Below are 22,746 nucleotides of genomic sequence, written 5' to 3'. Positions count from 1 at the left end.
GCTTGCCCCGTTTCTGAGTAGTTGCGGGGAACGTCTTACCCGCTGGGATCAGTGCTTCAGTAGCTGCTGATGGCCGAGTGCTTGCCACCGTGTTGCACGTCAATACTGTTCATCGTCGACCGGACCTGATCCTCGAGCCCGTCGGTCAGCTTTTCGTTGCCGCTGATGCCGTCCAGGAAGTCCACCAAGATCCTGCCGATCGCCTGCATACGCTCGTTGATCTCGGTCTGCTTCGTGTCGAACGCATGAGCGCCGACGCCTCGCCAGTTCACCTCCATCGTGTCGAGGGTGCCCTGGAGGCGCTTGAGCTGCTGCTGGACCGATTCGTACTTACCCACGATCTCTTTCTTCAGAAGCGCCACTTGCTCTTTGTTCAACTTCTGGCCGTCAGCCACGGCTGGGCTCCCTTCTTGAACCTTTGTTGGTATGGGTCGGGTGATGCTGCGGCGTGGTCAGGCTCTGCGCCGAGCACGCATCGCCGCGAAGGTGCTACCGCCGATCACCACGACTACGGCGACCGAACCGAGGATCAACCACAACTGACCGTTACTGTCAGTAGACTTCGAGCTTGATGTCGCCGCAGCGGCGTGGCCACCTGCGGGCCCCTTCGGGGGTTGCGATGGAGCTGGTGCGGAATCAGAGGGGGAAGCCTCCTTGCCGGGCCCGACACCGGGGGTCTTCTGGTTAGTGAGGGGGTCCACGTCCGCAGGGCCCGGGCTCCCCTTTCCGTCCAGCAAGTTGGGAGCGGGCCGGACGAGCCCGTAGCCGAGGTAGGCACTCGGATCATTCTTCGGCCAATCGCGGCCCGCGGTGTCGATGAGGACGCGGAGGACCTGGTTGGCCGTCCAGTTGGGGTGCTTGGACCAAATCAGGGCGGCGGAGGCGGAAGCGATGGCAGTGGCGGCACTCGTGCCGCCCTTGCTGTCGCAGTACGAGCGGAACGCCTCATCGCACCACTCGGGTAGGTCCAGGCCCGGTGCCGCCAAATCCACGTAGTCGCCGCGTTCAGAGAACCTGGCTACCTTTCCTGACTTGTCGGCGGCGGAGACTCCGGTGACAGACGGAAATGCTGCGGGATACCCGATGAAGTTCTTCTTCTCACCGTCGTTTCCGACACCGGCGAACATCAACTTGCCTTTCGAGGCGGCGTACTTCACCGCTTCCTTCTCATCTGGATACATGAAGTCAGAACCGAAGGACATGCTGATGATCCGGGCATCACTATCTGCCGCGGCCCGAATTGCTTCGGCACTCCGGCTTCCCTTCTTCGCGAACTTTCCACCCAGACCGGTACGGAAAGAAACCACCTCGGCACCGGGCGCCAATCCCTTGATACCCCCGCCTCGTCCGGATCCCACGATGAGTTCCGCCATCGTGGTTCCATGCCCGTCGTAGTCATCTGTCGAGCCACCAGGCATTCCTGTCACGTCCTTGCCCGGTTGGACGTGACCTTTGAGCGAAGGCGTCTCCGAGACGCCAGTGTCGACAACTGCGACCTTGATGCCCTCGCCGGTGCTGACCTCCCAAAGGTCATCAGCACCCATGGCCTCCAAGTGCCACAGCTTCGACTGGGTATCGTTCGCCGTCGCACTCGGAGCGAGCCCCAGGGACACGAGCACCAGCACACCAACTGCCGAGCCCATGATGGCGATGCGTCTCCCCGCACCGCCCTGAAACGGCGTAAACCACCCGCCGGGTCGACTGGCTTCAGACCTCATGCCCTGCACGTCCTTGCTCGCGATCAGTCGATCACCGGCGGCACGTGCCGCCGGTTGCCGGCAGATGTGTTTCCTCGTCCTCGACCAGATAGTCGGGCCGCCGCACACCCTCGTCCTCATCGTCATCCGGGCGTTGTGGTGTGCCTGCGGGACCACGCACCAGACCAGAACCACCGACGCTGAATCCGTTCCCACGGCCTGAGGCAGTAGACGTGCGCTCCTTGGGAGTACCGACCACGCCATCGGGACTACTGATGAACCGGGGAGACGGCTGCCCGCCACCAGCCGTGCCATGAGGAGCCGCTCTAACGACCCCGCGTTGGCCTCCAGCTCCATTCGCTGCCCTTGGACCACCAGAGCCCTCGGTTCCGATGACCGGGCCACGCGGCAACCTGGAGCCCGACGAACCCTGCAAGGGGCCAGGAGCGGGCCGCCCACCGACGACGCCGTTATCGCGCCCCGCACCAGTACCCGGGAGGCCAGGTCGCGGGCCCGGCATGGCGGGACGTGGTGTTCCGCCAGTGACAGCACGTCCTACTTGCGGCAGCCCGGTGGCCGTCGGACCACTGACGGTTCTCCCTTGGGCCATCGGACCTGTACGCCCGATCGGGTTCGAAGGACCAGGACCTGCAGTTGGTCGCGCTGGGCCTGTCGGACCCGTTCGGCCTTGGGCCGGTAGTGAGGTCTTCGGACCTGCTCCAGGAACTGACGTGCGTGCAACAGGGCCAGTGGTCGCGGGGACGCGGGGGCCAGTTCCGATGGGAGGAGCACTTTCTCCAACGCCACCTGCTGGAAAAGGTGTTGGAGGTGACGCAACGGGTGCCGGACTTACGGTCTGCGGCGGCAAAGTACCGACGCTGTCAATCTCCGTGCCGACAGGCCGATCTGGCGAAGCAATCAAGTCGGGCGAGGTGGTCGGGGCAGGGCCATCACTGCGGGGCGGCGAGGACTCGACCGGCCGTGGATCACCACCCATCACGGTGTCGGTAGAGCGGTCAAGCGGGACCTGAGCGCCACCGGCGGCCACGGCGGAGGATGCCGCACCCCCCTCCGCGCCACGGCTGATGGCGTCCTTCCCCTGCGGCACCCCCACGTCCGGCATCGCCGAAAACGTAGGCGGCTCCTGCCCAGCCATCGAGTGCTGCGACACCTGGTAGAACGACGACAACCGATTCATCTGGTTGATCGCCTCTTGGCGATGCTGCTCCGCCTTGGCCGCGGCGGCGTACTCCGCATTGCCGTCCACCCGCTTGGGGGTGGGGATGTCCTCGACCATCTTCGGATCGGTGCGCTGGTCCCGGGGCGGCATGGAGCTACGCACGGATGCCAGGCCCGCACCCGCGGATGCGATCTGAACGCTGGCAGTGTCAGCGAAGTCGGAGAGTGTACGCGTGTCCTTGACGAGGTTCTTGCCCCACTTACGGAACGCCTCCCCTGCCGCCCCTTCCCAGTCGACTCGATCGATGTGCTCTCCGAGCTCCTTGGCGGCCGTGGCAATCGCGTTGCGGGCCTTCTTGAGAGCCTCGCCCGCACTCTCCAGGTCCGCGGGGTTCGCCTGTTCGACCAAGTCGATCATGTCGTTGAGGCGGTGGCCTTCGAAGCTCATCAGCGCCACCCGGAGTCAGAGCCGGCGTCGCCATTGCTACGCGGTGAATCAGGCATGCCGTCCTTCTCGCGCTGAGCGGCAGCCTCGTCGCGGTCCACCCTGGTCTGGATCGCCCAGAAACGCTGCCGCAGGTCCTCGTCAAGATTGTCGAACCCGACGTCCGCGCCATGTACCGCAATGCCCATGGCGTCGATCTGGTCTCCGAGCATCTTGGAGAGCGAGGTCAGCCGCTCGTGAACCTGGTTGTACTGCGAGTACAGGCCATCGGCTGCCGGAAACGCACTGCCCCCGCCGCTGAAGGAGCCCCGGGAGAGCTTGTATCCCCCGACCTCGCTCGAACCGCCCGCTGAACCCTCGAACTCCGTGAGCAGCGTGTTGACGCGCCGACGAAAGGTCTTCAGCGCCTCCAGCCCGCGCTTGAGGTCGGCGCCGGATGACGGCGCGGCGCCCCCGCGCCCATCTGTGGCAAGCACGATGCCTTCCCTCCCCGTTACCGGCCTGCCCCGATCGCTTCACGATCGCGGTGCTCGGTGGTCACTTATCGCGCACGCGTCACTCTAGTCACACACACTGTGACTACCAACTGAACTATGTGCCACACCGGGTTGAGAACCAGCCATCAGCCGAACTCTCACAAGCCCCACGCCCTGCGACGAGGCGCAACAGTTCTCCGTGGGAGCCCGCTATCAGCCAAGACCTGGCCCCTGGCGAGTCCGTGACGCCACAAGGCGACTAACTTTTCGGTGCCTTGATGTTGACCACAGATCACACACTGCCACCTCTGCCCCCCGTGGAACGGCTTGTCCTCCACTCCACCCATCTGAGTACACCTACTCAGCTTCATGGGCACAACTATCGCTACTCTCACCAGGGTTCAGCCGAGCCAGCAGCACTGGCACCCCTCCACTGCACTCGAAGGAACGAGACCATGGATGGCGTTGGACGAGTGGGAACATCTCAAGTCGGCAGCGGCCGAGCAGCACACAGCTCACATACAGCTCGACGAGTTGCAGGCCGACGGACGCGAGGGTGACCCGCCCAAAAGCCGGGCCAGTGGCGCTGCCACGCTCAAGCACAGCGCAGGCCCTTGGACCAGGGCAGCGAAGACCGCGGATGACCTCGAGTCCAGCACGGCCAGATCAAGAACCGACGTCCACTCGGCCCGCGGTGGCATACCCATCCTGGAACCCGAGGCCGACCTGCCCACCATCTCCCACGACGATCTGCACAGCCCACCCACCGACCGACATCGACAGCGCGTCCTGGGTCTCCTTCACCCCGACCCCGACCGCCACTGGCACACCCGCGGCCTCCGCCCGCCACTCGGCTACGGCCAGCCACCGTCGCCGTAACCTGCCGCCGCAGGCGGATCACCTGACCCGTGGCACCTGAGAATTTCAGTGGACGACAGGGCTCGGCCATCTCTTCACCGTTAGCCCTTGCAAGCAACTCTCCACGATCCATAAGGTTTTGCGGTCCGGACGTGTCCGGACGATCTCTACAGACGGGGGAATCTCAGATGGCCTGGGCCGAATGGGAGCAGTTGAACGCGGAGGCCGCAGGGCGTCGGTCCAGCGGGATGCAGCTGAACGGTCTGCCCGCAGAAGGCGGGGGCGTAGGGGGCAAGGACCTCGTCGTCCGCGACAACGAGCTCGGAAAACTCGGCAACATGGCCTACGACCTGCGAGAACGCTTCCGCGTGGACAGCGACCACGCCCGTCAGAGCACGTTCGACGCCTCCATCGCGCTCTTCAACGACGGTCTGGACACAGGCTCCGCACTCACCGAGCTGCACGATGCGTGGAACAGCAAGACCAAGGTCCTCAAGGAAGCCTGTGCGCACATCTCCAACGGGCTCGACTTCACCCGCTCGCAGCACGCGAAGGACGAGGTCGATATCGAGACGTCACTCAAGGCCTCCGTCATTTCCAGCTACTTGACGTGAGGAGAAACAGGTGCTGACCGTCGAGGATCTGACGCAGTTGCGTCTCGGCAGGCTGCAAGAGGCCGTCTCCGACTGGGAGACGATGGTGGGAAAGCTCCAGCGCTTGGCCGCCGGCAAGGGCGAGGGCGGGGGCATCACCGCCGGAGGACTTGCCCAGGCGGCGAACGGCGCCGTTTGGAGTGGCGACAGCGCCACCGTGACCCGCGAATTCGTTGACAAGACCGCGAAAGAGTTCGTCCACGCGGCCGCCGAGGCCAAGACCATCCTCGGGCTGCTGCGCGACACGCACCACGACTTTGCCAAGCACCGCAGTGATCTCAAGGCAGCCATTGCCGACGCGGAGAAGCGGCACATCTACGTCGCGGACGACGGTACGGCAACCTCGGCTGCAGCCCCGCCGGCGATCACGAAAGGTAAATCACTCGCCCCCACCCAGGAAGAACTGGACGCGGCGGCCGAGCGCGTCTCGCGCATCCTGTGGGAGGCCACGGAGACCGACCGGATCGCGGCCAAGGCCTTGCGTGACATCGCGAAGAACAAGAACGACTTCAGGACCGGCGGGCCCAAGGACCTAGAAGAGGCGGACAGGCAGCAGGGCAAGAAGGAAGCCGAGTACTGGGCGAAGAAGATCGAGGAAGGGAACGTCGAGGACTGGAGCGACGCCAAACTCGCACGTTTCAACGAGGCCCTGCGCAATCAACGCGACAACGAGCAGTTCACCGCCACACTCGCCACATCCCTCGGCGGCGAGGGCACCCTCCAGTTCTGGCGTGACCTGGCCGCTCCGGCGGGCAGCGACATCGAGGGCGACCGAGCAAAGATGCTGGCCCATGTCCAGGACAACATGAGCATGTCCCTCGCCAACGCCACCCACGTCGACACCGACGGCATGGACCAATGGAAGCGCGACGTCGTCGCAGCCGGGGACAAGCAGTTCCCGATCCGGCAGGGTCTCGAAGGGCCGTACGGCTTCCAGGTGGCGAGCAGCCTGATGCAGAAGGGCAAGTTTGATTCCGGCTTCCTCAATAGCTACGGCAGCGAACTGATCAAGTTCGAGCGTGAGAAGGGGAAGGACGAGACTCTAGGAAACCCCGACTTGCTGTGGAGCGACGACACGCAGCTGGACTACCCGCCCTCGGACAAGGGGAACGACCCGATGACCGGCTTCCTGGAGGGCTTGGCGCACAACCCGCAGGCATCCGCGGAGTTCTTCAACGGCTCCACGGACGCCAAGGGCCTGGAGAAGCTCGACAATTTCGCGTACCTCACGGGCGAGGAGCAGAAGAACAGCGATGGCGAGCCGATCGACGTCCGTAAATGGCCGGAGGACGGAGAGGGTAAGCAGCTCGGGTACGCGAACCTGGGGCACGCTCTGGAGTCGGGGGCGCTCGGCTACGCGTACGACGACAAGACCCCGGAGATTCCCCCGCTGAAGACAGAGGCGGACATCGCGGCACGGGCTGAGCGGACCGACCTGATGCACAGGGTGGTCGACCACTACAAGAGCGCCGAGCTGATCGACGGGCAGCCAGGAGTTCGGGACAGTCTTGCGCGGATGGCGGCGGGGCATGTCGACAGCCTCACCTACTCGGTGAGCGACTTCGGGGGCAGCCGGGGTCCGGCCGGAATCGACGGACTACTCAACGCTGAAGAGAAGCGTCTGGTTGATTTCGGCTTTTCCGATTCCACAGGGTTCCTTCGCGCACTGGGATCGGACCCGGATTCCTACGCGACGGTTTCCGGTGCGCAGCAGGTTTACGGTGCAAGCCTCATGGCAGCCCAAGGCGACAACCACGAGGCCGCAATCGATGCAGGTGGGTACAGCCTGCTGGTGCACGGCATGCTCGATGAGTCCCGGATGGAGGCCATCGGCAAGGACTTCGCTGACGACGAGACGGCGCGCAACAAGGAGCTGGAGAAGCAGGCGGAGTGGCGCAAGTTCGCCGCGAGTGCCGCGATCGGCACGGCAGTGGGCGTGGGAGCAGCCACCATCGTCCCTGTAGGTGCCGCTGCCATGATCGCCGTACCGCTTGCTTTCGAGGCTGGCGGTGGGGCGGCGGAGACGGCATGGGCGACCAGCACCATCGACTGGCTTGAGACCAAGGAGTACAGCAACGACCAGGAGGCCATCGAGAGCATCGACGCGGCGCAGGAGATTGGCAAGGACAATGCAATGACACCCATCGTGAACTATGCGGAGTCCAAGGGGATAGTTGGCGAATCTTGGCGTGCTGAAGAGCCGGATCTACGCACAATGTACATGCATGGTGCGAGGCAAGCGGACACCGACAATTCGAGAGGTCACTGATGGGAAGTCGATGCGCCGGGTTCCTCGGCCTGATGGCCCTTCTGCTTGGCGTCGGTGGCTGCACCAGCGCGGATGATGGCCACGATCGCGCGACAGCGGAGCGTGAAACATGCGAGAAGCTGCTTGGCGATGAAGGACTGAAGTGGATCGAGAGCCGCACCGAAAAGGATCCGTTGAAAATGACCGGCCCCGCGAGTTTGACGGAGAACCGCACGGACTTCCGTAAGCAAGTGCTGGAGGCGCCGAAGAAGTACGAACCGCTGAGTTTCAACGCATCAAGAGCATGTGTGGCGAAGCGAGCTACGTCAAAGTATGGCGACAAGTCCCTCTCTATCTCATACGGGCCATCTGAGTTCCCGTTTAATTACGACTTCGGGAGATCCCCCAGGTACGACCGCGACACCAAGAGGACCGCGATCAGCGTCGGGCCCGATGTAAAGCTGGCCTACTGGGAACATCATCTCCTCGGCCAGATGCAGTACTACGTCTACGTCAGGTGTGGAGTACCCGGGAGCCCTGGGTCCCAGCTGAATGAAGTCCCCCTGGAAGGGCACATGACGGACCACCTCACCAAGGACCCCAGCACCCGCGCCCACCTCCAACATCTGATGCACTCCGCCAAGGTGATGGCCGACGCCTTCAACTGCACCAACAAGCCCAAGATCCCCTCGACCGTTCCGACCTCCGCGAAGAACTGAGAGGGGGTTTGAGGGCTGCCAGCCTTCAAACGTCTGGGGTTTGGGCCGTGACTAGCCCTGACCCAAGAACCTCACGAACTCCTTCCTCATCCCGACAGTGCTGAACTGCCCTGGGGTTCGTAGCGGCCGAGGTCCGGGACCACGTCCGACTCTCCAGCGGCTACTGCCCGTGTGTTGCCCCGGCGCACGGCATCGGCCCTGGGAGCACGGCTTGGAACTGGGCGTCCGAGAGCGAGACGGGCGCCGTCGGATCAAGAGTCCGTGGCGTGCAGCCGTACGCGAATCCGCGCCACGGCCTACCTGGCTCCCACACCCCGCCGCCCCCGCCGCCGCCAGTCCCGCACAGCCACCCCCGCCCCACCGAGCCCCGCCACCACAACCCCCGCTCCCACAGTCACGTACGTGGCGATGCGGGCCGTTCGTTCCTCGGCTGTCTCGCCGAGGTTGAGTTTCGCGGGGGTCGGGGCCTTCGCTCGAGTGATGCCTTCCTCGGCCCGTGGGGTCTCGATCCGGTGGTCGTCTTCGGTGAGGGCTCGGACCGGGTCAACCACTCCCCAGCCGACCAGGCGGTCGTGGCCCGCCACCGAGCGTTCCGCTGTCTGTTTGATCTGGGCCGTGATCTGGCGGGATGTCCAGTCCATGTGCTTTGACTTGATCAAGGCCGCCACGCCCGCCACGTACGGGGCCGAGAAGCTTGTGCCGTTGTCCGAGCAATGGCCGCCGAGGGGGACGGTGGAGATCATGTCCACGCCCGGGGCTGCCACGCCCACCCACTTGCCCGACTGTGAGAACGGGGCCCGTTCGTTGTTGCGGTCCGATGCCGCCACCGCCAACACGCCCTCGTAGGACGCCGGATAGGTCGGCTTCACGTTGCCGCCCACGCCGTCGTTGCCGGCAGAGGCCACGATCACCCTGTTGCGGGCGAGTGCCCTGTCCACCGCCGCTTTCAGGATCGAGGTCGGCTTCGTGGCGTTGGCCGTGTCCTGAGAGATGTTGATGACGTCCGCACCCGCACTGACCGCATGGTCGATCGCCGTCGCGAGAGTCTCCGCGGTGCCGTGGCCCTCCGCGTCGTTCTGCTGGATCGGGATCAGCGTCGCGTCGGGGGCCAGGCCCACGAAGCCGGTGCCCTTGGTCGGTCGGGCTGCGATGATCCCCGCCACGCGCGTGCCGTGGCCGACCTCGTCCGTCGTGCCGTTCTCCTTGCCGCGCTTGACCTTGTTGCCGTTGTCGTCCTTGAGATTCTTGGGGAGCAGGTTGCGGCCCTTTGACACGTCCACCGCGCTCTTGAGCTGTGGGTTCTTGATGTCGATCCCTGTGTCGATCACCGCCACCCGTACGCCCTTCCCGGTGGACTGGCCCCACAACTCGTCCAGGAGGACGCGCTGCAGCGCCCAGGGGCGGCCCGCGTACTTCTCGGACGGGTACGTGCATTGTTCTCCGGCCGCGGCCGCGGTGGGTGCGGTGATGACCACGGGCGTCGCGGTCACGGTGAGAGCCGCCGTCATTGCCGCAACTCGCTGCCAGTGCTTTGCGTACGTCATCGTCAATCCGCCTACGGTCTAGGAACCTTGCGGCTGACGCGCCGCCGAGGTCGAAAGACGCGGGCCGGTGGGCAGGAACTTGGACCAAGGGGCCGGCACCGGAACCACGTCCGTGTTCGCGTAGCCCAGGCGGGTCTGCGCTTGTTTCGCCTCTTCCTGCTGCTGCTTGCGCTGCTTGGCCGTGGTGCCGATGCCCGCGTCCTCCGTCGCGCTGTCGCTGTTGGACTGCATCGCGTAGCGCAGCCCCGTGTCCGTGGCGAGGAAGACGCCGCCTGCCTTGGTCTCAGAGCCGGTGAACTGTCGATAGAGGAGGCCCGAGCCGGCCGTCACGTACGCGCTGGACGAGCCGGTGGGGAGCGCGGCGGGGAAGTCCGTTCCCGCCCAGGTGCTGAGTGTGGTGTCGCCGTTGCCGCCGTCCACCTTGCGCAGGACGTTGCAGACGGTGTTGCGGCTGCCCGCGTCGGCAGAGGCCTCGTTCGCGGTCGTCGGCGCCTCGCTCGGCCACTCGTACGACGCGTCGAAGTCCTTGGGATCCGGGGTGAAGGCGGCGGCGCTCAGGTCACGGGCGTGTCCGCGCTGGCCCACTGTGAGCAAGTCGCGGCTGCTGAGAAGCAGTTCCGCGGTGAAGTCGGAGACCGGGGCAACCCGTCCGGGCTCGACAACGTAGTGCTGCGTCCCTGCCCCGTCGGGCGCCTTGAGGACCATGCCGACCCGGTTCGCCCGCTGATCCTGGAGACCCGCGACTTTGGCGGCTGCCCCTGGAGTGCCCTCCACCTTCGGGTACGAGATCGGGTCGCCGTAGTGCAGCGTGTCCAACCACTCCTTGGACACCCGCTGCGGTTCACGGCCTGAGCCGACGATCGTACGCAGAAGGAATTCGAGCCTGTTCTTTTCCGCGATCCGGTACGCAGTGCCATGCGCATCGACCACGTAGCGGACCTTGTCAGGGCCGACGACGTACAACAGCTCTCCGCCGCGCAGTCGTGCGCTGCCCTCGGTCTTCTTCTGCTCGCGCTCCGCCAGGATGAACGCCGCCTTCTGGATCGCTCTGCCGCCCTCGCCCGGGCGCTCGCACACCGCCCAGCGTTTGGCGGCGCCGGCCTCGGATTCCGAGGGCAGACGGTCGGGGGCGTACGGGATGCCGATGGTGGCACCGTGGGGGATCTTGCCCTTGTCGAGGACCGACTCGTCGACGTTGATGACGTCGCCCTTGTCGGCGTCGAGGAGGAGCTTCGCCGAGGCCATGTTGAGGACGGGGTGAAGCTGGCGTTTGCCGTTCGTCTTCAGGACCACGTATCGCGTCGTGGACTTGCTCGCGATGATCACGTGCTCCTTGGGTTTGTCCCAGCCTGGCTTGGCCGCCGGTTTGAACATGCCCCATGCGCCGAATACGGCCAGGACGATCACTCCGACGATGAGGCCCGGCACCACGCCACGCAGCGGTCGTGGTGCCCCTTCCTCCGAACCCGATGGCGACGGCTGGATGAAGGACGCGAGTGTGCGGCGCTTCGCGAAGGTGTAGGCGTTGAGTTCGTCCCGCCGTGATGCCATGAGTGTGTGCTTCTCCCCCGTGCGGCGCAGGGGGCACGCCACCCCCACCCTCCGTTGTCAGGCCCGGCCCCTACTATGCCTGTTGAGTAATCGCGCGTGTGGGGTGGGTAAGGTTCCGGGACACTCCTGGGGTGCATGTTCCGTGACCAGCAGGGTGATTCGGGAGATTTACGGGGGGTTGGACTGGTGGCTTCCGCAGCACGGACCGGGGCTCGAGAGCCGTCAGGGGCCGGGAACCATGGGCAGGTGCCGCCCGTTGTGCCTGGCACGACGCCATCCCGAGGGCCCGTGCTCTTCCATCTCCGGGAGCGCTCCGCGCAGTTCGGATCGTTTCGCCTGCAACGACTTGTGCTGATCGAGGTCGCCGCGGCCCTCCTGCTTGCCGCGTGGGTGGTGGGCCCGCTGGCGGTCGTACCGGCCGCTGTCGTCGCCGCCGTGCTGGTGCTGCTCGCTGTAGTACGCCGTCGTGGCCGCGCATGGCACGAATGGTTGGGTACCGCACGGGCGTTGCGGGCGCGCAACCGCCGCGCGGGGGGTGCTCCGATACCTCGGGGTACGGAGCCTGCGTTCGCCCCTGCCGTCGAATGCGATCCCGCTCTGCGGACGTACGCGTTCGGAGACCGGGATCGACGGCAGGTCGGGATGGTCGGCGACGGGACGTTCGTGACCGCTGTGCTGCAAATCGAATCGGACGCCACCGCGTTGCGGGCCGAGCGTGGCCGCCAGCCGTTGCCGGTCGGGCTCGTGCGGGACGCCCTGGACGTGGACGGGATTCGTCTCGAGTCGGCGCAGATCGTGCAGCACACCCAGCCGGCCCCCGCGCTGCACCTCCCCCAGCAGTCCGTGGCCGTCAGCAACTACGCACCCCTTCAGGCCCTGACCGGAGCACCCGCCGTACGGATCACGTGGGTTGCGCTGAAGCTCGACCCGGAGCTCTGCCCTGAGGCCGTCGCGGCGCGCGGGGGTGGGCTCGCGGGGGCCCAGAAGTGTGTGGTGCGTGCCATGGATCAGCTCGCAAGCCGACTCACCGGGGCCGGTTTCCGGGCTACCGCGCTGACCGAGGAGCAGTTGGCCGCCGCCATCGCCACTTCGGCGGGCGCCAATCCCCTGGTCACGGCGGAGGCCGGGCGGACCGGGGCGCCGGAGCGAAGAACGGAGGAGTCCGCACGCGCCTGGCGCTGCGACAACCGCCGCCACACCACCTACTGGGTGCGGCGCTGGCCGCAGTTGGGGAATGTGGGCGGTCCTTCGCTGCCACATCTCGTCGCGCTGCTCACCGCCGTCCCGACGCTGGCCACGACGTTCAGCCTCACCCTGCGCCACGCCGAACGGCAGGAGGTGTCGCTGTGTGGGCACGTACGGGTGACCGGGCGCAGTGATGCCGAACTCGATGCTGCGCGACGCGCGTTGGAGCAAGCAGCCAGGCAGGCCGGCACGGGGCTGGTCCGGCTCGATCGCGAGCAGCTGCCCGGCATGCTCGCCACTCTGCCGCTCGGAGGCGCTCGCTGATGGCCGTCACTAACGCGACCAATCCAACTGCCCCATCCACTCCGGGCGAAGGGTTCCGCCCTGCGCTGCGCAGTGGGTTCGGGCTGCTCGGGCCGCGTCACCGTCGCCACGCGCTCCCCATCGAGGAGGTGGACGCGCTGGCTCTGCCGATCGGTGACGACGGCGTAGTGATCGGCGTGGACGCGCAGGGTCAACCCTCGGTCCTCGGCGTCAACCGCCCGACTCCGTACGACGTGCTCCTGATCGGAGGGCTGTGGACGGCCCAGGTCATCGCGCTGCGGGCCGCCGCGACAGGTGCCCGGGTGGCCGTGGAGACCGGGCGGGCGGCTGCTTGGGCCCAGCTCGTGGAGGCGTTGGGTGTCGGGCCGAGCGGCATGTCGGTGCACGACGTGGGGCGAGTGCCTCCGCAGGGTCCGTCGGCCGGCAGCCCGGTCCTCGTGGTGCGGGACTGCGGGATGCGGCCGCCCAGGGGGCGGGTCGTGTCCGGGCCCTGGCAGTCGGTCCTGACCTTGCTGCCGTACCTGAGCCCGGTCGCACCTCGGCTGATCCGGCAAGCCCGGCTCGTCGGCGTGCAGCGGGTCTCACCGGACGAGGCCACTCAGATCGGACGGTTCGTGGGACTGCCGCGCGGCGATGTAGAGGCGTTGCCGACGCTTGCCGACGGGGTGACGTTGTGGTGTGCCGATCGTGACCGGCAGTACGTGATGACGCAGGCCACAGATGCCGAGACCGGATTGTTGGGTACGGCGCGGAGGATGGATTGATCGGGCGGTCGGTGTCGATTGACCAAATGAATTAGCCAACATTTGCCACTTGTTGGCTGGTTTGTCCTTCGGTGTTTCGGATACGGAGATCGCTCCTGTGGGGCGCGTGACGAAGAGGACAGGATTCGTGGGGTGGGCTGCCCTGCCGTGCTGGTGCTTTTGGTGATTAGGCTGGTACTGGACGCGTCGCCAGAACCCGGGAGTGGGTGGTGTGCGTCCACCACGGGGAGAGCCTTGGCGGATCGGACGACAGAAACGGTCGCCCTCCCACCACGGCACGAGGGTGTTCGACCACATCAGGAGGCATTGTGAACAGCGATCGGGACGAGATCCGCGGGGGCTGGGATTCACCCGTCGATGATCAGTCCGACGCGGAGTCCGCTGCCGAGACGACGGGCGAGTTCACCATCGACTACGCCCCTCCTGCCTGGTATACGCAGAATGCGTCCGGCAGTGCGGGGGAGACTCCTTCGGCTTCGGCCTCTGCCTCGGCGGCGTCGGATTCTGCTTCGCCTGCGGCGGATGACTCGGCTGTTACGCCTGCGTCTGCGGTCTCTGAGGAGCCCGTTGTTCCTCCCGTTACTCCTGATCCTCCGGCTCCGCTGGCTCCTCCCGTTGGGCCGCCTTCCGTTGTGCCGAAGCTGCCTGTGGGCGGGGGGTTCCAGCCTCGGGCTGACTGGTCTGCGCCGGTTGCTCCGGAGCCGACGCCGGGTCCGGGTCCGGCTCCGGCTCCGGCTCCGGCTCCGGCCGACCCTTCGGACTCTGTTGCGCCTGAGAGTGGTTCGCCCTCGGGGGGTGCTGCTGACTGGAGTGGGGCCGTTGCTGGGGTTGCCTCCTCCGTGCATGTGACTGGTGTTGTGCCGAAGCCTGAGGTTGCTCCGGAGCCCGAGGCCGTGGCGGAGCCCGATGTCGAGCCTGCTTCCCCGTCCCCTGCTGTGGTCGAGCCTGTTGCCGACAGCAGTGGCGACCTTGAGAGTGGCGCCACCATGCGGTTCTCCTCTGCCGCGCTGAAGCGGGAGATGCGGGAGATCGAGGAGCGGGCCGCCGCCTCCGCAGAGGCTCCGGAGAATGACTCCGCCGATGAGGCCGAGGTTGAGGCCGAGGCCGAATTGGGCGGGGAGCTTGATGGCGGTGACCCTGCCGACGCCGACCACGGTGACGTGGCGGACAGCGATGTCGATGTCGATGCCGTTGACGACAATGGAGATGTCGAAGACTCCGTTGCTCTCGACGACGAGGTCCGTGACGTCGTTCCTCAGGACGCCGCTCCGCAGGACTCCGTGCCCGTGCCTGTCGAGCCCGTCGATGAGGTGCAGGATTCCGTGCCGCCCTCCTGGACTCCGCCGCCCGCGCCGAACGGTGGACTTCCGCCGCTGCCGCCCGCCTTCCAGCCCGCCGCGCCCACCTCTGCGCCGCAGTGGCCTGAGCCGACGCCGGCCCCCGAGCCCGTGCAGCCTCAACCGCAGCCGCAGCCGCAGGCACAGGTGCCTCAGCAGGTCGCGCCTGCTCCTGTGCAGCCGCAGGCTCCGCAGCCTGCGCCCCCGGCGTGGCCCTCGCCCACCGGGCCCGTGGCTCCCTCGCCGGTCGCCGATGCGCCGGCTCCGCCGCCGCCGAGTGGGTACGGGTTCCCGCAGGCCGGTGCGCCTGCCCCTGCCCCGGCTCCCGCTCCCGTGACGCCCGCTCCGACTCCGGCTCCCGAAGCGGTGGCTCCGCCCGCCGGGTATGGGTTTCCGCAGGCCGGCGCCCAGACTCCGGCCCCGGCTCCCGAAGCGGCCGCTCCGCCCGCCGGGTACGGCTTCCCGCAGGCCGGAGCCCCGGCTCCCGCTCCGACCCCTGCCCCTGCTCCCGAAGCAGCCGCTCCGTCCGCCGGGTATGGGTTCCCGCAGGCCGGGGCTCCGGCTCCTGCTCCCGTTGCGCCTTCGCAGCAGGGTAGTTACGGGTTCCCCCAGCAGGGGGTGCCCGCTCCGGTTCAGCCCAACTCTCCTGCCCCGCACGGCAGTTATGGGTTCCCTCAGCCGTCCGCGCCCGCGCCTCAGGCCCAGCAGCCGCCCGCGCCGCAGCCGATGCCGCAGGCGCCTGCTCCCGTACAGCCGCAGCCTCAGCCTCAGCAGCAGCCGCTTCCGGCCCAGCAGGCGCCCCAGGCTCAGCCGCAGCCGCAGGCCCAGCCCCCGGCCCAGCCGCAGCCGCAGCCGCAGCCGCCCGTGGATCCCCGTACCGGTGCTGCCTGGCCGCAGCCCGTGCAGCACGATCAGCGGGAGCGGACCAACCCTGGTGCGCCCCTCGGGTACACCGCCGCCGTCGAGCTGTCCTCCGACCGGTTGCTGCGCAACACCAAGCCGAAGGCCAAGAGCAGTCGGCCCGCCGCCGGTGGGTCACGGTTCAAGCTCGGCGGCAAGAAGGAAGAGGCCGAGCGGCAGCGGAAGTTGGAGCTGATCCGGACCCCGGTTCTGTCCTGCTATCGGATTGCCGTCATCAGCCTCAAGGGTGGGGTGGGTAAGACCACCACCACTACCGCGCTCGGCTCTACGCTTGCCACCGAACGGCAGGACAAGATCCTTGCCATCGACGCCAACCCCGACGCCGGTACGCTCGGGCGCCGCGTGCGCCGCGAGACCGGGGCCACCATCCGTGACCTCGTGCAGGCGATTCCGTACCTCAACTCGTACATGGACATCCGGCGCTTCACCTCGCAGGCCGCGTCCGGGCTCGAGATCATCGCCAATGACGTCGATCCGGCCGTCTCGACGACCTTCAACGACGAGGACTATCGGCGTGCGATTGATGTGCTCGGGAAGCAGTATCCGATCATTCTGACCGACTCGGGTACGGGGCTGCTTTACAGCGCCATGCGGGGTGTTCTCGACCTTGCCGATCAGCTGATCATCATCTCTACGCCGTCCGTGGACGGTGCGAGCAGCGCCTCGACGACGTTGGACTGGCTGTCCGCCCATGGGTACGCCGATCTTGTCTCGCGGTCCATCACCGTCATCTCCGGGGTGCGTGAGACCGGGAAGATGATCAAGGTTGACGACATCGTGTCGCACTTCGAGACGCGGTGCCGGGGGGTTGTCGTCATTCCGTTTGATGAGCATCTTGCTGCGGGTGCCGAGGTCGATCTCGACATGATGCGGCCGAAGGTGCGGGAGGCGTACTTCAATCTCTCCGCGATGGTTGCGGAGGACTTTGTGCGGGCTCAGCAGCAGCAGGGGCTTTGGACTTCTGACGGGAATCCGCCGCCGGTGGTGGCTCCGCCCCTGCCGGGGCAGGGGCAGGGGGTTTATCCCGGGCAGCAGCAGCCGTACGGGGGGCAGGCGCCGTATCCGGGGCAGGCGCCTCAGCCTGGGCAGGCGCCTCAGCAGCCGTACGTTCCCCAGCAGCCGCCGCAGCAACAACCTCCGCAGCAGCAGCCTCAGCCGGGTGGGCAGCCTTATCCGCAGCAGCCGGGGGCTCCGCAGGGGTGGCAGAACGCTGCGCCTCCGCAGTCGCCTGCGGCGCCGGGGCCTGGGCAGCCGTTCCAGGCGCCTGCGCCTGCGCCTGCGCCTCAGGGGCAGCCTCAGCCCCAGGGTGGGCAGGTGCCGCCGCCTGTTCAGCCTGGGCAGCCGTTCCAGCCTGGGGCTCCGTATCAGCCTCCGCAGCCTCCCGCGCCGGAGGCGCCGCACCAGTAGCCTTTGCCTCCGTCGATCTCAACTGGGCCCGCACCAAACCCTGGTGCGGGCCCAGCCTGTTATCCCGGCGCCCCGGTGTTTCCGCTGACGAACAGACTTTCCCGCCCACCCACCCGATTACCCCGCAGCCTCGCCCAAGCAACGAAGAGACCAGAGCGGGCCGGGGAGACAGCGCAGGCGGCGCGATAGGGGAAGGGGCGCAGGACCAAGCGGCATCGGTATGCCGCGGCTTTCCCACCTGCCCCTCCACCCACCGTCACCCCCCGACCAGCCACGCTTCACAGGTCTTGACCAATGCGGATGAAATTCGGGTCAACTCGTTATTTCCGCAGGCCACATGGGGTTCACCTGCCGTTGACTGACGCAGACTGGCGCTGGTAGACACACACATCAACCAGCTGGCGTTCCTTGATCAACTAGCCATCTCTGCGCGAGCGATGACGCGAGGTCACCGACCCATGGATACACAAGATCAGCACGGCAGAACACGGTCTCACCCCACCACCAAGGCGCCCCCGCAGGCACCCCCGAAGGCCCCCGCACGCCTCCGCCTCCTGCTGGCGGCCGGAGCCGGAGCCCTCGCCCTGACCGCGGGTCTTGCCTCTCCGCTCAACCCGGCGCCCCAACAGGCCGAGGCCAAGGCGGACGGCAAGGAGACCCTCACCGTCGCGGTGGCCCAGAGCGTCGACTCGCTCAGCCCCTTCCTCGCCCAGCGGCTGCTGAGCACCAGCATCCACCGCCTGACGTACGAGTACCTGACGAACTACGACGCCAAGGACAACCACGCGATCCCGGGCTTCGCCACCAAGTGGGAGCCCTCCGCGGACAAGCTGACCTGGACGTACACCATCCGGGACGACTCCAAGTGGTCGGACGGCAAGAAGGCCACCGCCGAGGACGCGGCCTGGACGTTCAACAAGCTGATGTCCAAGGAAGGCACCGCGAGCCCCAACTCCAGCTTCGTCGCCAACTTCAAGAAGGTGACCGCACCCAGCCCCACCAAGCTGGTCGTCGAGCTGAAGGAGCCGCAGGCCACCATGGCCGCCCTCGACGTGCCGATCGTCCCGAAGCATGTGTGGGAGAAGGTCGGTGACATCAGCAAGTACAACAACGACAAGGACTTTCCCGTCGTCGGCAACGGGCCTTTCGTCCTCACCGACTACAAGACCGATCAGTACGTGAAGCTGAAGGCCAACAAGAACTTCTGGCGCGGCGCGCCCAAGTTCGACGAGGTGGTCTTCAAGACGTACAAGGACCAGGACGCCGCCGTTGCCGCGCTCAAGAAGGGCGAGGTCTCCTTCGTGGCCGGCCAGCCCGCGCTGACGCCCGCTCAGGCCGCCGAGCTCAAGGGCACCGAGAACGTGAAGGTGAACGAAGGCCCCGGGCGGCGCTTCTTCGCCATCGCCACCAACCCCGGCGCCCAGACCCGCGACCGCAAGAAGTTCGGTGACGGGCACAAGGCGCTCCTGGACAAGAAGGTGCGTCAGGCGCTCTTCCTCTCCGTCGACCGTGCGGCGCTGGTCGACAAGGTTTTCCAGGGTCAGGCCGTCGAGGGCGAGGGGTACATTCCGCCCCGCTTCTCCGAGTACGCCTGGAAGCCCTCCGCCGACCAGAAGCTGTCGTACGACCCCAAGAAGGCGGCCCAACTCCTCGACGACGCGGGCTACAAGAAGAACGGGGACGGCAAGCGCGTCGGCAAGGACGGGAAGCCGCTCGACTTCCGCATCCTGTGTCACGCCACCGACCCGAACGACAAGGCGGTCGGGAAGTATCTGAAGGAGTGGTGGGGGGATCTCGGCATCGGGCTCAAGGTCAACTGCCTCGATGACGTGTCCGTGCCCTGGTACGCGGGTGAGTACGATCTCGCGTTCGACGGCTGGTCGGTCAACCCCGACCCGGACTTCGTCCTCGGCATCCACTCCTGCGCCGCGCTCCCGGTGAAGGCCAAGGAGAGCGCCGCGACCGACAACTTCATCTGCGACAAGAAGTACGACGACCTCTACAACAAGCAGCTGGCCGAGTACGACCCGGCCAAGCGCGCGGAGACCGTCAAGGAGATGCAGTCCTGGCTCTACGACTCCGGGTACATGAACGTCCTGGCGTACCCGAACGCCGTCGAGGCCTACCGCACCGACCAGATCAAGTCCATCACCACCATGCCGACGGCCGCGGGCAACATCTACGGCCAGGACGGTTACTGGTCCTGGTGGTCAGCGGAGCCCGCGGATGGGAAGAGTTCCTCCAAGGATGGAAGCTCGACCGGTGTCATCATCGGTATCGCCGCCGCCGCGGTGGTGCTCGTCGGCGGTGGAGTCCTGTTCGCCCTGCGCCGCCGTTCGACCGCAGAGGACCGCGAGTAACGCATGACCGCTGACAGCAATCCCGCACTGCTCGACACCGAGGGCGCCGCGGCGACCGACGATCCGGCCTTCGCCGGGCCGTCGGCCCGCGGGCCCCGGGCCCGCAACACCCGCGCCTATCTCCTGTACGTGGCGGGCAAGCTGGGCGGCGCCGCCGTCTCGCTGTTCGCCGTCCTCGTCACCAGCTTCTTCCTGTTCCGTCTCATTCCGGGTGACCCGGTGAAGCAGATGACGGGCGGCAAGCGCGTGTCGGCCGAACAGCTGGACGCGATGCGCAAGGAGTTCGGCCTCGACCAGCCGGTCATGACGCAGTTCCTCGACTACTGCGGCAATGCGCTGACCGGCGACTTCGGCACCTCCTACCAGTTCCACACGCCGGTGATGGACAAGATCACCGATGCGCTGCCCGCGACGCTCCTGCTCACCGGCACCGCGTTCGTGCTCTACACCCTCATCGGCATCTGGCTCGGCACCCGGACGGCCTGGCGCAACGGCGGGCCCGGGGACCGGCTCCACACCGGTCTGGCGCTCACCCTCTACTCCGTGCCGTCCTTCTGGCTCGGACTTCTGCTCATCATCACGTTCTCCGTCGGCGCCGGTCCGATCCCCGGGCTCTTTCCGACCGGCGGGCTCGAATCGGGTGGCGAGACGGGCATCGCGTACGTCCTCGATGTCGCGCATCACATGGTGCTCCCCGTCATCACCCTGGTGGCCGTGGGGTACGCGCAGACACTCCTCGTGATGCGGTCGTCCCTGCTCGACGAGATGGGCAGCGACTATCTGACGACCGCCCGCGCGAAGGGCCTGCGGGACGACCTCGTACGCCGTCGTCATGCCGTCCCGAACGCGATGCTGCCCACCGTCACGCTGATGTTCGTGAACCTCGGCACGGTGGTGGCGGGCGCGATCCTCGTCGAGACCGTCTTCTCCTGGCCGGGGCTCGGCGGCCTCTTCTACGCCGCGCTCAGCGTGCCCGACCTGCCCCTCGTGCAGGGTCTGTTCTTCGTGTTCGCCGCCGCGGTGATCCTGATGAACACCCTGGCCGACGTGATCTATCCGCTGCTCGACCCGAGGGTGGGCCGATGACGACCGAAGCAACAGAACCCGAGGCCCCCGAGGTCCCCGAGGTCCCGGTCGCGAAGAGCCCGCGGGCGCTCGCCTGGACCCGCAGGCGGCACTCCGTCGCCCGCTTCTGGCGCGAGTACCGCACCCACCGGGCCGGGCTCTTCGGCCTCGCCGCGCTCGTCGTGATCGCGCTGATCGCCGTCTTCGCGCCGCTTCTGGTCGGCTCGGACGCGCAGAGCGTGACCGACGCTCCGGGCAAGCCGATGGAGTCGCCGAGCGGCGAATTCCCCCTCGGTACGGACCAGTTCGGGCGAGACCTGCTCGGGCTTCTCGTCTGGGGCGCGCGGATCTCGCTCACCGTCGGGCTGCTGGCCGCCGTGCTCTCGGTGGCCATCGGCACGGTGGTGGGGATCACCGCGGGGCACTTCAAGGGGTGGTACTCCACCGTCATCATGCGGATCACCGACTGGTTCCTGGTGATGCCGACGCTGGTGCTCGCCATCGCGCTGGCCTCGGTGATGTCCAAGTCCATCTGGACGATCATCCTGGCGATCGGCGTGACCACCTGGCCGACGACCGCGCGGCTGGTCCGCGCCCAGACCCTGGCCGTGGAGTCACGCCCGTACATCGAACGCGCGCAGGCGCTCGGCGGCGGCCACGGCCACGTCATGGGCCGGCACGTCCTGCCCAACGTCATGCCGCTGGTGCTCGCGCAGACCACCCTCGTCATCTCCAACGCCATCCTGACCGAGGCCACGCTCGCCTTCCTGGGCCTCGGTGACCCGACCGTCGTCTCCTGGGGCGGGCTGCTCCAGGACGCGCGCGAGGCGGGCGCGGTCAGCGCGGGCGACTGGTGGTACCTGGCTCCGCCCGGACTCGCCATCGCCGTGGTGGCGCTCGCGTTCACGCTCTGCGGACGCGCAGTGGAGTCCGTGCTCAACCCCAGGCTGGGGGTCTCCCGTTGATCAGCTCGAACAAGGTGACGGAGACCAAATTGACGACAGAACAGCGCCTGCTCGACGTAAGGAATCTCGAAGTGACATACGCGTCCGGGGCGGCCGCCGTGCGCGGTGTGAACCTCTCGGTCGACGCGGGCCAGAAGCTCGGCGTCGCGGGCGAGTCCGGCTGCGGCAAGTCCACGCTGGCGCTCGCGCTCCTGCGGCTGCTGCCCGCGGGCACGAAGGTGACCGGTGAGGTCCTGCTCGACGGCGAGGACGTCCTCACCATGAAATGGGGCCAGGTCCGCGCGGTCCGCTGGGCGGGCGCGTCGATCGTCTTCCAGGGCGCGATGCACTCGCTCAACGCGGTGCACCGCATCGGCGACCAGATCGCCGAGCCGATCCTGCTGCACAAGAAGGCGACGCAGGCCGGGGCGAAGAAGAAGGCCGGGGAGCTGCTCGAACAGGTGGGTCTGCCGGCTGCTCGCGCGCAGGCGTATCCGCACGAGCTTTCGGGCGGGCAGCGGCAGCGCGTGATGATCGCGATGGCGCTGGCCTGCGACCCGCGCCTGATCATCGCCGATGAGCCGACGACGGCCCTGGACGTGATGATCCAGGCTCAGATCCTGCGTCTGATCGAACAGTTGGTGGCCGAGCAGGACCTGGGCCTGATCATGATCAGCCATGACCTCGCGGTGCTCTCCGACACCTGCGACCGGCTCGCGGTGATGTACGCGGGCCGCGTCGTCGAGGAGGGCCCGGCCTCCGAGGTCTACGAGAACGCGCAGCACCCATACGGCAAGGCCCTCTCGGCGGCCTTCCCGCGCATCGGCGACACGGCGTCCCGCTTCGCGCCGCGCGGCCTGCCCGGCGACCCGCCGGACCCGTCCCTGCTCCCCACGGGCTGCACGTTCCACCCGCGCTGCCCCGTCGCCCTCGACACCTGCGTCACGGAGGACCAGGCGCTGCGGGACGCGGGCCCCCGGCACCGCGCGGCGTGCGTGCACGCGGGCGCGCAGCTTCCGGCGCAGCCGACATCGGCGCCGGCGACGGCGGAGCGTACGCCGTGAGCACC

Annotated in this window: 16 protein-coding genes; 11 read left to right on the top strand and 5 right to left on the bottom strand. The window is 67.2% G+C overall.

The genetic code is table 11. The features are described from left to right. Nucleotides 1-56: 56 nt before the first annotated feature. The 3 genes from ACZ5U5_RS37885 to ACZ5U5_RS37875 form a co-directional block, all read right to left on the bottom strand. Nucleotides 57-395: a WXG100 family type VII secretion target gene (locus ACZ5U5_RS37885; RefSeq protein WP_469030984.1), complete on the bottom strand. Its 339-nt coding sequence runs from the start codon at nucleotides 393-395 to the stop codon at nucleotides 57-59. A 57-nt stretch (nucleotides 396-452) separates the two neighbouring features. Then, nucleotides 453-1,718, bottom strand: coding sequence for a S8 family serine peptidase (locus tag ACZ5U5_RS37880; protein WP_469030983.1), 1,266 nt, complete (start codon nucleotides 1,716-1,718; stop codon nucleotides 453-455). Between the two features lie 1,605 nt (nucleotides 1,719-3,323). Then, complete coding sequence (locus ACZ5U5_RS37875) at nucleotides 3,324-3,797, bottom strand: hypothetical protein (RefSeq protein WP_469030982.1); 474 nt, start codon at nucleotides 3,795-3,797, stop codon at nucleotides 3,324-3,326. A 459-nt stretch (nucleotides 3,798-4,256) separates the two neighbouring features. Here ACZ5U5_RS37875 and ACZ5U5_RS37870 point away from each other — a divergent pair, with 459 nt between their 5' ends. The 4 genes from ACZ5U5_RS37870 (at nucleotide 4,257) to ACZ5U5_RS37855 (ending at nucleotide 8,275) form a co-directional block, all read left to right on the top strand. After that, a complete protein-coding gene (locus tag ACZ5U5_RS37870) occupies nucleotides 4,257-4,676 on the top strand; it encodes a hypothetical protein (protein WP_469030981.1) in 420 nt (139 codons plus the stop codon). A gap of 167 nt (nucleotides 4,677-4,843) precedes the next feature. Further along, nucleotides 4,844-5,269, top strand: a complete 426-nt coding sequence (locus tag ACZ5U5_RS37865; protein WP_469030980.1) for a hypothetical protein — start codon at nucleotides 4,844-4,846, stop codon at nucleotides 5,267-5,269. Nucleotides 5,270-5,279: 10 nt separating this feature from the next. Continuing rightward, complete coding sequence (locus ACZ5U5_RS37860) at nucleotides 5,280-7,577, top strand: hypothetical protein (RefSeq protein ID WP_469030979.1); 2,298 nt, start codon at nucleotides 5,280-5,282, stop codon at nucleotides 7,575-7,577. Between the two features lie 554 nt (nucleotides 7,578-8,131). Continuing rightward, the gene (locus ACZ5U5_RS37855; RefSeq protein WP_469030977.1) at nucleotides 8,132-8,275 is read left to right on the top strand and encodes a hypothetical protein; all 144 of its coding nucleotides are present in this window, start codon (nucleotides 8,132-8,134) and stop codon (nucleotides 8,273-8,275) included. Nucleotides 8,276-8,571: 296 nt separating this feature from the next. Here the strand turns inward: ACZ5U5_RS37855 and mycP are convergent, their stop codons facing one another. Then, nucleotides 8,572-9,819 (bottom strand): type VII secretion-associated serine protease mycosin, encoded by a 1,248-nt coding sequence (mycP, locus tag ACZ5U5_RS37850; RefSeq protein ID WP_469030975.1) that lies wholly within the window; start codon nucleotides 9,817-9,819, stop codon nucleotides 8,572-8,574. Nucleotides 9,820-9,837: 18 nt separating this feature from the next. Then, entirely contained in the window at nucleotides 9,838-11,370 is a 1,533-nt protein-coding gene (eccB, locus tag ACZ5U5_RS37845; protein ID WP_469030974.1) for a type VII secretion protein EccB, read from the bottom strand. Nucleotides 11,371-11,556: 186 nt separating this feature from the next. On the opposite strand from eccB, the gene eccE reads away from it, so the two are divergent. From eccE to ACZ5U5_RS37810, 7 genes are all read left to right on the top strand, one after another. After that, nucleotides 11,557-12,879: a type VII secretion protein EccE gene (gene eccE, locus ACZ5U5_RS37840; RefSeq protein WP_469030973.1), complete on the top strand. Its 1,323-nt coding sequence runs from the start codon at nucleotides 11,557-11,559 to the stop codon at nucleotides 12,877-12,879. Then, nucleotides 12,879-13,643 (top strand): hypothetical protein, encoded by a 765-nt coding sequence (locus ACZ5U5_RS37835; RefSeq protein ID WP_469030971.1) that lies wholly within the window; start codon nucleotides 12,879-12,881, stop codon nucleotides 13,641-13,643. Before eccE ends, ACZ5U5_RS37835 begins: the two co-directional genes overlap by 1 nt. Before the next feature lie 308 nt (nucleotides 13,644-13,951). Beyond that, complete coding sequence (locus ACZ5U5_RS37830) at nucleotides 13,952-17,308, top strand: SCO5717 family growth-regulating ATPase (RefSeq protein WP_469031033.1); 3,357 nt, start codon at nucleotides 13,952-13,954, stop codon at nucleotides 17,306-17,308. 458 nt (nucleotides 17,309-17,766) lie between these two features. Further along, complete coding sequence (locus ACZ5U5_RS37825; RefSeq protein WP_469030969.1) at nucleotides 17,767-19,668, top strand: ABC transporter substrate-binding protein; 1,902 nt, start codon at nucleotides 17,767-17,769, stop codon at nucleotides 19,666-19,668. Between the two features lie 3 nt (nucleotides 19,669-19,671). Continuing rightward, nucleotides 19,672-20,754, top strand: a complete 1,083-nt coding sequence (locus ACZ5U5_RS37820) for an ABC transporter permease (RefSeq protein WP_469030968.1) — start codon at nucleotides 19,672-19,674, stop codon at nucleotides 20,752-20,754. After that, the gene (locus tag ACZ5U5_RS37815; RefSeq protein ID WP_469030967.1) at nucleotides 20,751-21,698 is read left to right on the top strand and encodes an ABC transporter permease; all 948 of its coding nucleotides are present in this window, start codon (nucleotides 20,751-20,753) and stop codon (nucleotides 21,696-21,698) included. Before ACZ5U5_RS37820 ends, ACZ5U5_RS37815 begins: the two co-directional genes overlap by 4 nt. Continuing rightward, complete coding sequence (locus ACZ5U5_RS37810; protein ID WP_469030966.1) at nucleotides 21,587-22,741, top strand: ABC transporter ATP-binding protein; 1,155 nt, start codon at nucleotides 21,587-21,589, stop codon at nucleotides 22,739-22,741. The genes ACZ5U5_RS37815 and ACZ5U5_RS37810 overlap by 112 nt, the downstream gene beginning before the upstream one ends. Nucleotides 22,742-22,746 lie beyond the last annotated feature (5 nt).

This window comes from Streptomyces sp. NPDC033177 (assembly GCF_055577715.1).
Note: the sequence above shows the minus strand (reverse complement) of the source record. Positions and strands in the feature narration are given on the sequence as shown.